Raw genomic sequence first — 12564 nt, forward strand, 5'->3', positions numbered from 1 at the left:
TTTTAAGGCTAGGTTAAACGCTTAAAACGCACCACTTTTTTCTAGCTTACTCTTAATTGATGATTGCGTATTTTATAGACTGATGTAATGTCATAGTATATTAAAGTTTTCTAATATACATGTTGACAAAAATTGTACAAACGCCAATAATGATGCAAACTTTCAGAAATTACTGAAAGTTTATTAAAAACATTAACAATTGCTTTGTGCTGTCACTGCATCACAACCAAAGGAGCCAAAAATGATAGATGAAACCTTTGTGGATCTATCGCGATTACAGTTTGCTGTCACCGCTCTATTTCATTTTTTATTTGTGCCGTTAACAATCGGTATGACCTGGATTTTAGTTATTATGGAATCGGTTTATGTTATGACCGGTCGCGAGATTTATCGTGATATGACTAAGTTTTGGGGCAAGTTATTCGGTATTAACTTTGCTATTGGTGTGGCTACCGGCCTCACCATGGAATTTGAGTTTGGTACTAACTGGTCGTATTACTCTCATTATGTGGGTGATGTATTTGGTGCACCACTGGCTATTGAAGGCTTAATGGCCTTCTTTTTAGAATCAACCTTTGTAGGGATGTTCTTTTTAGGTTGGGACAGGCTTTCTAAACGCCAGCATTTAGGGGTAACATTTTTAATGGCGCTGGGTACAAATATGTCTGCGCTATGGATTTTAGTTGCTAATGCGTGGATGCAAAACCCAGTCGGGGCAGAGTTTAACTATCAAACCATGCGTATGGAAATGACTAGTTTTGCAGAGCTAGTATTTAACCCTGTAGCGCAAGTTAAGTTTATTCATACAGTGTCTGCAGGTTATGTTGCGGCGTCTATGTTTGTGCTTGGGATTAGTAGCTGGTACATATTAAAAGGACGTGATTTGGCATTTGCTAAACGTTCGTTCTCGGTGGCATCAGGCTTTGGTTTAGCCTCTATTTTATGTGTTATTTTACTCGGTGATGAATCTGGCTACGAAGTCGGTGAAGTACAAAAAGTAAAACTCGCGACCATTGAAGCTGAATGGCATACCGAAGAAGCTCCCGCAGCTTTTACCATGCTAGGTATTCCTGACTCTGAAGAGCAAGTAACTCATGCTGCGGTTAAAATTCCTTACGCATTAGGTATTATTGCAACGCGCTCACTTGATGAACAAGTGATTGGTATTTCAGATCTTGAGAAAAAACACGAGAAGCGTATTCGCAATGGCATGATTGCTTATGAATACCTAGAAAAACTTCGCGCAGGTGACGATACCCCTGCAAATATCGAAAAGTTTGATAACGTGAAAGATGATTTAGGCTATGGCCTATTACTGAAACGTTATACCCCTAACGTGGTAGATGCCAGTGAGGCACAAATACAACAAGCCGTTAAAGACTCCTTCCCTAAAGTGGGCCCTATGTTTTGGTCATTTAGGATCATGGTTGGCTGTGGTGTAATTATGCTTGGCGTATTCATCCTTTCTTTTTATTACAACGCCCATCGTATTATTGAACAAAAACGTTGGTTGTTGTGGGCGGCGGTATTGAGCATTCCTCTGCCTTGGATTGCCATTGAATTTGGTTGGATTGTGGCTGAATATGGCCGCCAGCCATGGGCGATTTCTGAAGTGTTACCGACCTTTTTAGCAACGTCATCACTGACGGTTAATGATATTTTAATTAGCTTAACTGGTTTTATTGTTTTCTATACTGGATTGGCGATTGTTGAAGCATGGTTAATGATTAAATTTATTAAGCAAGGACCAAGCTCCCTTCATACCGGTAAGTACCATTTTGAATTACCTGATCACAGCACGGCTGCTAAAGGAGAACTATCATGATTTTTGATTATGAAACATTAAAAATGCTCTGGTGGTTAATTATAGGTGTGCTGTTAATTGGTTTTGCCATTACCGATGGTATGGATATGGGCGTTGCCATGTTGCTACGCTTAGTCGGCAAAACAGATTCTGAACGCCGTACCGTTATTAACACTATTGGCGCCCATTGGGATGGTAACCAAGTATGGTTTATAACCGCAGGTGGCGCTTTATTTGCAGCATGGCCTATGGTGTATGCGGCAGCATTTTCTGGTTTTTACTTTGCCATGATGCTGGTGTTATTTGCATTATTTTTTAGACCTTTAGGCTTTGATTATCGCTCTAAGGTTGACTCTAAACGCTGGCGTAATAACTGGGACTGGGGCTTGTTTGCCGGTAGTGCCATACCTGCGCTGGTATTTGGTGTAGCGTTTGGTAACTTGTTTTTGGGTGTACCGTTTCATATCGATAATTTATTGAGAGTTAGTTATCAAGGGTCGTTTTTTGCCTTACTTAATCCGTTTGCGCTCATTGCCGGCTTAGTTAGTATTACCATGTTAATTGCACACGCGGGAATGTGGCTACAACTGCGAACCGCTGATCAAGTTGCTGAGCGCTCAGGACAATATGGTCGCTACTCATTACTTGCCTTTATAGTATTATTTGCAGCGGCCGGTGTGTGGGTTGCCAACCTAACAGGTTATCAAATTGCCTCTATGGGCGACACCCAAGGCCATGCAGATCCACTGGCTAAAGTAGTTACCACGGCTCAAGGCGCATGGCTTAATAACTACAGTGAACGTCCATGGACAATGACCTTCCCTATTTTGGCATTTGCGATGGCACTGTGTGCACTGCTGTTTTCTAAATTGAATAAGCCCGCTTTGGGATTATTAGCAACCAGTGTGATGTTAATTGGGGTGATTATGACTGCGGGCGTTTCATTATTTCCGTTTATTATGCCTTCAAGCAATAACCCTGATATTAGCTTAACAATTTGGGATGCGGTATCGAGCCACAGAACACTCAATGTTATGTTTATTGCTGTGGTTATATTTGTGCCACTCATTTTAGCCTACACCACCTGGTGTTATGTGAAAATGTGGCGCAGAGTGACCGTTGATGAAATTGAAAATAACCCTCACGGCAGTTATTAAGGAGACTAAATTATGTGGTATTTCGCGTGGATTTTAGGTGTACTGCTTGCTTGTACCTTAGGCGTTATAAACGTGATGTGGTATGAATTTCATCAAAATAAAAACAGTATTGCTGATGATGAACAAGCCACCCATGATTTATTAAACGAGCATAATACAAATCACAATGACGACTAATCCCCGACCAAATCGCGCGCAGCAACAACCCCTGCGCGCTTTTTTAAAGCAGCAGAGTAAACCGGCGGCAATGTGGTTAAAGCTAAGCATTGCACTTGGAACAGTTAATGCAATTTTAATGATTGCAGGTGCTTACTTACTCGCGCAAACCATTCATGAGGTGATGTTTGAAGGGCATAGTTTAGCCCAAGTAACCCACTATTTATGGCCTTTAGCGGGTATTATTTTACTGCGCGCCATTTTCTTAGCACTCAGCGAGCGATTAAGCGCATTTGCTACGCTTAAAATTAAATCGGCTATTCGCCAAACCTTACTCGATAAACTCACACAACTCGGCCCAAGTTATATAGAGCAACATGGCCAAGGTGCAACACTTAACACGCTGCATAATGGTGTTGAGGCACTCCATGACTACTATGCAAAGTACTTACCTGGGGTCGCCTACAGTGCCCTTATTCCTATTGCAATATTAGTGGTTATATTTCCGACCGATTATAAAGCAGGACTGATATTTTTATTAACTGCACCACTTATTCCATTTTTTATGATTTTAGTTGGCCACAAAGCCGAGGCACTTAATCAAAAACGTTGGCAACAACTGGCAGTATTAGGTAACTATTTTTTTGATCGCGTACAAGGGCTTACTCAACTAAAATTATTTAATGCCACGCGCAAAGAGCTTAAACAAATCGCGCGTATTTCCGATGACTTTAGACACGCAACGCTAAACGTATTAAAAATTGCTTTTTTATCCTCTTTTGCTCTGGAGTTTTTAGCCACAATTAGTGTGGCACTGGTAGCGGTAATTATTGGCTTTAGATTATTTTTTGGCACCCTAGATTTTGCTACTGGCTTTGTAGTGCTGTTACTAGCACCTGAATTTTATTTACCCCTTCGCCAATTAGGCAGCCATTATCATGCGCGCCTACAGGGAATTAGTGCCGCCGCAGATATGCTGATCATTTTAAACGCACCACTGCCATCAAATGATAATAACAACAAAGCAAAGATCAATGTTGATGCTAGCAGAACTATAAGCATCCATGATCTCAACTTTAGTTACCCTAATAGCAATGAGGGAATAAATAATATTAATTTAACCCTGCCAAGCACAGGACTAGTAGCCATTGTCGGAGCTAGCGGCTCAGGTAAGAGCACCCTACTTGATTGCATGCTTGGTTTTCACCCAGAAGTAATACAACACATATCCATTGACCAACAACCATTGACGACATCGGATATAAGCCAATTACAACAAAACATTGCATGGATCCCACAAAAGCCAACCTTATTTTACGACACCCTAGCCGCCAACATAAAATTAGGTAACCCAGACGCTTCATATGAAGCACTTATAAATGCTGCAGAGCAAGCAGGTGCGCTGGAGTTTATTAACGAGCTACCCGATGGCTTTAACACCTTAATAGGTGAGCAAGGTGAAGGGCTATCTGGCGGGCAAAAACAGCGTATAGCATTAGCTCGTGCATTTTTAAAACACGCCCCTATTTTAATGCTCGATGAGCCAACCGCTCATTTAGATAGCCAAACCGAGCAACTCATTCAAAACGCTATTGCTGAGTATGCAAAAAACCACTTGGTGATCACCATTGCACATCGCTTAAATACAGTAAAAAATGCTAAGCAACTTATCGTGATGGAAAACGGCTGCATCGCTCAACAAGGCGATTTTAAATCGCTCAGCCAGCAATCTGGCGAATTTGCAAAGCTACTGCAAACAGCAGAACAAGGGGTAACTAATGGCTAATTTTATTCGTTTACTCAAATTGTGCCGCCCTCATTATAAAGCGATGCTTTTAGGGACGTTTCTAGCGTCACTCACGGTGCTAGCTAATGTAGGCTTACTCGCTATTTCAGGCTGGTTTTTAGCTTCTATGGCAGCCGCAGGAATTGCCGGCGTCCATATGAACTACTTTACCCCAGCTGGCACCATTCGCTTTTTAGCGATTGTGCGCACCGCCTCACGTTACGCTGAACGCTTAGTTACTCACAACGCCACATTTTTATTGTTAAGTGAAATACGAGTAAACATGTTCACCACTCTCAGCAAGCTTAATAACCTTGATTTAGCTATGAGCCGTAGTGCCGATTTAGTTAATCGCTTGCAAAACGATGTAGACGCATTAGATAAGTTTTATTTAAATGTGTTGCTGCCGATGTTAGTAGCTTTACTGACTGTGCCTATTATTATGCTGTTTATGTCAGCCTACAATGTAAATGTCGCCCTTATTTGTTTTGTTGGGATTATTATTATTGGGGTGATTATACCGGCAATATTAAGTAAGCAATTAGATAAAAATAGTCACCAAGAAACCTTACTTAGTGCACAACTTAGAGCAGAGCTATCAGACACTCTTACGGGCCTTAGGGAACTAAATATTTATCAAGCTCGAAACCAACAACTCACTAAGTGTGATAAGTTAAGTGAGCAGTATAATCAGCAATTATTTATTCGTCATAAGGCTCTTGGAAACGCTGATGGCTTAAGCTTACTCATAGTGCAATTAGCTATGCTTTCCAGCATTGTTACTATTGTGCCGCTAGTGTTTAGCGGTGCTATGGTCAATGTAGAGCTGGCGATGTTGAGCCTGTTTGTGCTTGCCAGTTTTGAAAGCGTATTGTTACTGCCTAACGCCTTTATTGAGCTTCCTAATGTACTAAAAGCAGCTGAGCGACTCTTTATTCTTGAAGACAAAACGCTTAGCACAAACAATGTATCAACCACAGATATTGAGCTATTAAATAAGCACTGGGCTTTGTCGTTAAATAATGTCAGCTATCACTATGGCCAAAAGCAGGCATTAAATAATGTGAGTTTTGAGCTCCCCGCGAAGCAAAAAGTGGCTATTGTTGGTAGAAGCGGCAGTGGTAAAACTACCTTAGTGAATTTGCTCAGTAGTTTATGGCCACTGCAGCAAGGAACAATAAACTTACAAAGCGACAAAGAAATCATAAGCCTGCATGATTTAAATAATGAGAGTCGAGCAAAGACATTAAATATTTTAGCTCAGCAGCATCATATTTTTGATGGCACATTAAGCGAAAACCTTGCTTATGCAGCTCCCGATGCAACCTCGCAACAAATGATAGCAGCATTAACACAGGCAGAACTTGGTGGTTGGTTCTCTGAGCTCAAACAAGGGCTGAAAACCCGTTTAGGTACCGGCGGGCGAAATGTGTCTCAAGGTCAATCAAGACGTATAGCCTTGGCACAGGCCCTGCTGCAAAAACCCGCCATTTTAGTACTCGATGAACCGACTGAAGGGCTCGATAATATCTCTAAACAAGCTGTTATGAACAGTGTTTTACAACTGAAAGAGCACGCCAGTGTATTAACAATTACTCATGATCCAGCGTTGTTATCGCAAATGGATAGTGTCATCTGGTTAGATAGCGGACAAATCATCGCTCAAGGTTCACATCAACAATTGCTCAATGAACACCCTGACTATGTGGCGTTAACGACCCGCTTTTAGTCCTTAGCAGTATTACTTATTATCAATAACGGTGACCGATACATCAATAACGCCGACTTTAGGGTCGGCTATTTTTTTAAACATCGCCTTAGATAAATCTATAATTCGCCCCCGAATATAAGGACCCCTGTCATTAATTCTGACCACCACTGACTTATTATTAGCAATATTAGTAACGTTTACTCGTGTACCAAACGGGAGTTTTAAGTGAGCAGCTGTTGCTGCTTGTTGGCTAAATCGCTCGCCACTGGCAGTAAGTCGACCGTGGTATTTATCAGCATAAAATGATGCTTTACCTTGCTCTGCAACATCACGTTGTTGATTATTTATATTACTTGGCGCAGTACTACAGGCGGTCAAAATCACTAATAATACTGAGATAAATACGAATTTTATCAGTTTCATTATTTATACTTTATTGAAAAATGTAGAGGGAGTGTAATAGGACGATACTGAGTAGAGACTGAATTATTAATCAGCTAATAAAAAACCACCTTGATTACTCAAAGGTGGTTTTTAAATTTGTTAAAAATACTATTTTTTAACGCACAATACCGCGTTCTGAGCTTTTAACGAAATCAATCATCAATTGCACTGCTGGAAACTTTGCAGCATCTTCAGCAAGTAATTCAATCGCTTCATCAACACCTAAGCTCTTGCGGTAAAACGCTTTATAAGCGCGGCGTACTGCCATGATTTCATCACTTTCAAAACCACGGCGTTTCATGCCTTCAGTATTGATTGCTGCAGGGCCTGCTGGCATACCAATGGTGGTAACAAATGGAGGTACGTCTTTGTTTACCCCCGAATACATACCAACAAATGCATGCGCACCAATTTTACAAAATTGATGAACACCTGAGTTACCCGCTAAAATCACCCAATCACCAACATGAACGTGACCCGCTACACTGGCATTATTTGCAAAAATAACGTTATCGCCAATTACCGCATCGTGTGCAACGTGGGTGTAAGCCATAAATAAGTTATTGCTGCCTATTTTGGTAACACCTTCATCTTGAATTGTACCGCGGTGGATAGTCGCACATTCACGAATCACATTATTGTCGCCAATAATTAAACTGGTTGGTTCGTTGTTATATTTTTTGTCTTGGCAGGCTTCGCCCACAGAGGCAAACTGAAAAATATGGTTACCAGAGCCAATAGTAGCAGGCCCTTTAACAACAACGTGAGACTCAATAATGCAGTCATCACCAATAACAACATCATTACCGATGTAACTATATGGTCCAACTGACACATTGTTACCAAGTTTTGCACCCGGTTCGATTATTGCCGTAGCATGGATCACAATTAAAACTCTCTTCTAGCACACATGATTTCGGCGCTACACACTGTTTTGCCGTCAACTTTAGCTTCAGCCGCAAATTTCCATATGTTACGACGCTCTTTTAAAAACTTAACATGAAGATGCATGGTATCACCTGGCACAACTGGCTGCTTAAAACGCGCGTTGTCTACAGCTGCAAATAGGTAAAGTTCGTTTTCGCTACGATTTTCAACCGTTTTAAACCCTAATAGACCCGTTGCTTGCGCCATTGACTCTAATATTAGCACACCAGGAAAAATCGGCTGATTTGGGAAGTGGCCAGTGAAAATAGGTTCATTAATCGATACATTTTTAATTGCATGCAATGATTCACCTGGGGTGAAATCGATTACACGATCAATTAGTAGCATCGGGTAACGGTGCGGTAATAAACTTAAAATTTCTTGAATATCAAGGCTATTTAATTCGTTTGCCAAAATAGCATCCTTTTTAGTGTTCAACGTTCATGACTTGTTCAATGCTTCAAGCGCTTTTAGACGTGATTTCATGTCTGAAAGGTTGCGCAAATGAGCAATTGATTTTCGCCATTCTTTGTTAGTCGTATGAGGCATACCAGATGAGTAAATACCTGGTTCGGTGATTGATTTGGTCACCATACTCATGCCGGTAATTATAACACCATCACACACAGACATGTGACCGTTAATTGCGCTCATACCGCCAATCTGGCAATTTTTACCTATGGTGACACTGCCTGCAAGTACAGTACAACCGGCAATAGCGGTGCCTGAGTTAACTTCAACGTTGTGTGCTATTTGACACTGGTTATCAATAATAACGTTACTGTGGATAATAGTATCATCAAGCGCACCACGATCTATCGTGGTACTTGCGCCAATTTCTACTTTATCGCCAATGATCACAGAGCCTAATTGTGGAATTTTAAGCCACTGACCACGTTCATTTGCATAGCCAAAGCCATCACTACCAATGACAGTGTTAGCTTGCAATAAACAATCTGCGCCAATCTCAACATCATGATAAATGCTCACACTTGGCCAAAGTTTGGTGCCTGAGCCTATTTTAGCACGTTCACCAATAAAACTGTTCGGACCAATTTGTGCGTTATCACCAATTACAGCATCAGCTTCAATTACAACATTAGCACCAATGGCTGCACTTTTGCTCACTTGTGCACTGGCATGTATTACCGCACTCGGGTGTACACCACTATTTGCACTACGAGGTGTAGTATCCATAAACTGAGCGAGTTTGGCATAACAAACATAAGGATTGGCAACGATGATTTTATTGCCTGAAAAGTAAGGCGCATCGTCAGGGCTGAGTATCACCGCACTGGCCTTTGTTGTCTCAAGCTGAGATCGATATTTCTTGTTCGCTAAAAATGCAATATGCCCAGTATGGGCATTTGCAAGTGTCGCTATTTTTTTAATTTCTAAAGCGCCATCACCTTGAAGCTCGGCGCCTAGAAGTTCCGCAATTTGCGAAAGCGTATAATTTTGCATAGATTAATTATTTCTTACTTACAGCTGTTACTACTTTTTCAGAAAGATCAGTTACTTCTTTAGGATTAAAGTAAATAGTTGTGTCTTTTACTTTAACTTCGTCAAAATCACCTTTTTTAGCAATCTCTTGGATAGTTTCAATGATTAAAGTCTGAACTTTAGCCAACTCCTGATTTTGACGTGCTTTAATTTCTTGCTCTAACGGACGGCCCTTTTCAGCAAGGTTTTTTTGCATACCCTGGATTTTATCACGTAATGCGTCTTTTTGATCTTGACTCATTGTGGTGCTTTCACGCTTAAACTTTTCAGCTTCAAAGCGAATATCGCCCTGTAACTTTTCAAGCTCTTGACGACGCTCAGCAAATTCAGTTTGTAAAGACTGTTCGATTTTAGCCATTTGTGGAAGCTGCTTGTAGATTTCTTGCATATCTACAATACCCACTTTATGAGCAAAAGCATTAACTGATGTACCCATCATAAGTGTAGCTAAAACGGCAACTGCTGTTGATTTAAATAATTTTTTCACAAAAAACTCCTTTAGAAAGTGTTACTAATATTAAAACTGATGGTCTTGGTATCGTCATCTTCTTCTTTTTGCAACGGATACGCAAAGCTGATCAGCATAGGACCCATAGGTGAGATCCATTGTAATGATAAACCGGTTGCAACCCTAAAGCGCATTGGGTCTGAATAATCATCTAATTTTGCACGCTCATCAATACCTAAGTTTTGATAACGATCAACGTTAAACTCGGTATCCCAAACGTTGGCAGCATCAACAAAGAAACTGGTACGTACCGAACTGGTATTTTCTTCATCTAAGAACGGTGTAGGAACAATAAGTTCCATACCTGCAACGGCTTTCGCGTTACCACCTATACGGCCTTTAGGGACAAGCACGTCAAACTCTGAAGCACCACCTATATTACCTGTGGTTGTACCATCACCTGATGGCGTGCCTGGTATAGATTGTGGTACTCGTGATACTGCACGCGGTAAGATAGTATTTCTATCAAAGCCACGTAGTTCCATTTCTGTAATACGGAAATACTCTTGGAATGGGAGCGTCTGCTCATACCCATTAGTAGAGCCATAACCATTACCGTAACCTAATGCCGCACGCGTTGAGAACACCCAACGATGGTCGTTTGAAATCGGCCAGTAAAAACGTGAATCGTAATTTAATTTAAAGTATTTTAAATCTGAATTCGGCGTTGTAGCTGTTAAGTTCAATGTTTGTCTTGAGCCAGCTGTTGGGAACAAACCACGGTTCACCGTTACACGCGACCAACCTACACTTAACTCATACTTGGTAAACTCAAAGCCCGCATCAGGGTTCTCTGGATCGAGGAAAGTTTCACGTAATACACGTGTTTGCTCATATTCAGCGATATCTGATAGTTCTTCTTCTATCCAACGTGCCCCAAAGTTAATACGATTTATAGCATCAATTGGAAAACCAATGTTAGTCCCAAGGCCATAACTTTTTGACTTATAGTCAATTAAGCTAAACTGGCTAGCATCGTAGTTACTGTAAAAAATGCTGCTGCCTTGCGATACGCCATCTGGCGTAAAGTAAGGGTCTGTGTACGACACACTGACACGCTCAGAGCCACGTGAGGTATTAATGTTAAAGCCAATTTGGTTACCTGTGCCTAAAAAGTTAGATTCAGTTACACCAATATTAAATTGCAGACCTAAGTACGAACCATAAGCAAGGCCGGCATTAAAGCTACCCGCAGATTGCTCTTTAACAGTAAAATCAACATCTACTTGGTCATCCACACCTGGAACAGGCACCACATTAAAGTCAACAGTTTCCATATAAGGTAAACGTTGAATTTGTAATTTAGAACGCTCAAGATTTTGGTTAGATAGCCATGCACCTTCAAGCTGTGTCATTTCACGACGTAGTACTTCATCAGCTGTATTTTGGTTACCACCTACAATAATTCGACGAACATAAACACGTTTTCCAGGGTCAACCGACAAAGTTAGTTGTACTTCTTGGTTTTCGTCATCAATTTCTGGAATGGTGCGTACTTCAGCGTTAGCATATCCAAAACGAGCTAAGTAACTTTTTATAAACTCTTCTGAAGAAGTCACCACCGAGCCGTTATACAACTCTCCGGTACGAAGTGGGATAACACTTTTTATTAGTTCTTCTCGGCCGAGTAAATCACCGATAAAATCAAAGCCTTTCACTTTGTATTTTACACCTTCGGTGATATTTGCCGTTACATAAACCGATTCACGTTCAGGACTAACTGATACTTGAGTTGAATCAATATTAAAACGCAAATAACCACGGTCTAAATAAAAGCTACGAATTTTTTCTAAATCGCCTTCGATGGTTTGTTTTTGATAGCGATCGCTACCCATAAACTGCCACCAAGGTAAATCTTGTTGCGACTCTGCAAGCTGAAGTAGCTCTTCGTTTGAAAAAAGTTCATTACCAACTAAGTTGATTTGACGAATAGAGGCTGCATCGCCCTCATCAAACTCGAGTCTCAATTTAACCCGGTTACGTGGCAGCTTAGTGATACTTATGTCCACTTTTGCATTGTATTTACCAATGCTGTGGAAAAACTCAACTAAGCCTTTTTCAATATTATCGATAACCGTTTTATCCAGCGGCTCGCCTTGACGAATATCTTGTTGATCAAGCGACTGGTTTAACTGCTCATCTTTAATGTCTTTATTGCCTTCAAATTCAATAAAGCTAATTGTTGGGCGTTCAGTTACTTTAAAAATAACGTTATTGCCATCACGCAACGCTTTTATATTGTCAAAGTGACCTGAGCGATAAAGTGACTTAATTGTTTTTGAAATTGTATATTCATCAACATTGTCGCCCACGTTGATAGGAATATGCGTTAATGCAGCACCAAGTGCGACACGTTGCAATCCTTCAACTTTTAAATCTTCAACAATAAAGGAGTTTTGGCCTAGGGCTGCAAAACTTGCACCCAATAAACTTGAAACTACCAAATGTTTTTTTATAGCCATTTTATTATCTTTATCCTTTACAACTGTATTACCGCTTAGCATCGAAAACTAAATAGTTACGAGCTTTACAATCGTGTTCTAATTTGTCGTTACCACGCTTAAACAA

The 12564-nt window shown here is 40.7% G+C and carries 11 protein-coding genes; 5 read left to right on the forward strand and 6 right to left on the reverse strand.

Annotation, left to right across the window (positions count from 1 at the left end):
- The first annotated feature begins 241 nt into the window (after positions 1-241).
- Genes CWB75_RS05470 through cydC form a run of 5 tightly spaced genes read left to right on the forward strand, consistent with a single transcriptional unit; the run spans position 242 to position 6632 of the window.
- Positions 242-1825, forward strand: a complete 1584-nt coding sequence (locus tag CWB75_RS05470; protein ID WP_138570093.1) for a cytochrome ubiquinol oxidase subunit I — start codon at positions 242-244, stop codon at positions 1823-1825.
- On the forward strand, positions 1822-2961 hold the full coding sequence (cydB, locus tag CWB75_RS05475) for a cytochrome d ubiquinol oxidase subunit II (protein WP_008110962.1): 1140 nt from the start codon (positions 1822-1824) through the stop codon (positions 2959-2961). The genes CWB75_RS05470 and cydB overlap by 4 nt, the downstream gene beginning before the upstream one ends.
- A 12-nt stretch (positions 2962-2973) precedes the next feature.
- Positions 2974-3138, forward strand: coding sequence for a cytochrome bd-I oxidase subunit CydX (gene cydX, locus CWB75_RS05480; protein WP_008110965.1), 165 nt, complete (start codon positions 2974-2976; stop codon positions 3136-3138).
- Positions 3128-4903 carry a thiol reductant ABC exporter subunit CydD gene (cydD, locus tag CWB75_RS05485; protein WP_138570094.1) on the forward strand — a complete coding sequence of 592 codons (1776 nt, stop codon included), beginning with the start codon at positions 3128-3130 and terminating at the stop codon, positions 4901-4903. Before cydX ends, cydD begins: the two co-directional genes overlap by 11 nt.
- A complete protein-coding gene (cydC, locus tag CWB75_RS05490; RefSeq protein WP_138570095.1) occupies positions 4896-6632 on the forward strand; it encodes a thiol reductant ABC exporter subunit CydC in 1737 nt (578 codons plus the stop codon). The genes cydD and cydC overlap by 8 nt, the downstream gene beginning before the upstream one ends.
- Before the next feature lie 12 nt (positions 6633-6644).
- Here cydC and CWB75_RS05495 read toward each other — a convergent pair whose 3' ends face one another.
- The 6 genes from CWB75_RS05495 to bamA form a co-directional block, all read right to left on the reverse strand.
- On the reverse strand, positions 6645-7037 hold the full coding sequence (locus CWB75_RS05495) for a septal ring lytic transglycosylase RlpA family protein (RefSeq protein WP_138570096.1): 393 nt from the start codon (positions 7035-7037) through the stop codon (positions 6645-6647).
- 136 nt (positions 7038-7173) lie between these two features.
- Positions 7174-7944 carry an acyl-ACP--UDP-N-acetylglucosamine O-acyltransferase gene (gene lpxA, locus CWB75_RS05500; protein ID WP_008110972.1) on the reverse strand — a complete coding sequence of 257 codons (771 nt, stop codon included), beginning with the start codon at positions 7942-7944 and terminating at the stop codon, positions 7174-7176.
- 2 nt (positions 7945-7946) lie between these two features.
- Complete coding sequence (gene fabZ / locus CWB75_RS05505) at positions 7947-8399, reverse strand: 3-hydroxyacyl-ACP dehydratase FabZ (protein ID WP_008110974.1); 453 nt, start codon at positions 8397-8399, stop codon at positions 7947-7949.
- 27 nt (positions 8400-8426) lie between these two features.
- On the reverse strand, positions 8427-9449 hold the full coding sequence (gene lpxD, locus CWB75_RS05510; protein WP_138570097.1) for a UDP-3-O-(3-hydroxymyristoyl)glucosamine N-acyltransferase: 1023 nt from the start codon (positions 9447-9449) through the stop codon (positions 8427-8429).
- A 7-nt stretch (positions 9450-9456) separates the two neighbouring features.
- Entirely contained in the window at positions 9457-9975 is a 519-nt protein-coding gene (locus CWB75_RS05515; RefSeq protein WP_010388129.1) for an OmpH/Skp family outer membrane protein, read from the reverse strand.
- 11 nt (positions 9976-9986) lie between these two features.
- Positions 9987-12458: an outer membrane protein assembly factor BamA gene (bamA, locus tag CWB75_RS05520; RefSeq protein WP_138570098.1), complete on the reverse strand. Its 2472-nt coding sequence runs from the start codon at positions 12456-12458 to the stop codon at positions 9987-9989.
- Positions 12459-12564: the final 106 nt, after the last annotated feature.

This window comes from Pseudoalteromonas sp. S1608 (assembly GCF_005887265.1).
GTDB lineage: Bacteria > Pseudomonadota > Gammaproteobacteria > Enterobacterales > Alteromonadaceae > Pseudoalteromonas > Pseudoalteromonas undina.

Excerpts from the sequence above, each read along its gene's own strand:
- CWB75_RS05470 (WP_138570093.1), top strand. The coding sequence starts at position 242 with ATGATAGATGAAACCTTTGTGGATCTATCGCGATTACAGTTTGCTGTC.
- cydB (WP_008110962.1), top strand. The coding sequence starts at position 1,822 with ATGATTTTTGATTATGAAACATTAAAAATGCTCTGGTGGTTAATTATA.
- cydX (WP_008110965.1), top strand. The coding sequence starts at position 2,974 with ATGTGGTATTTCGCGTGGATTTTAGGTGTACTGCTTGCTTGTACCTTA.
- cydD (WP_138570094.1), top strand. The coding sequence starts at position 3,128 with ATGACGACTAATCCCCGACCAAATCGCGCGCAGCAACAACCCCTGCGC.
- cydC (WP_138570095.1), top strand. The coding sequence starts at position 4,896 with ATGGCTAATTTTATTCGTTTACTCAAATTGTGCCGCCCTCATTATAAA.
- CWB75_RS05495 (WP_138570096.1), bottom strand. The coding sequence starts at position 7,037 with ATGAAACTGATAAAATTCGTATTTATCTCAGTATTATTAGTGATTTTG.
- lpxD (WP_138570097.1), bottom strand. The coding sequence starts at position 9,449 with ATGCAAAATTATACGCTTTCGCAAATTGCGGAACTTCTAGGCGCCGAG.
- bamA (WP_138570098.1), bottom strand. The coding sequence starts at position 12,458 with ATGGCTATAAAAAAACATTTGGTAGTTTCAAGTTTATTGGGTGCAAGT.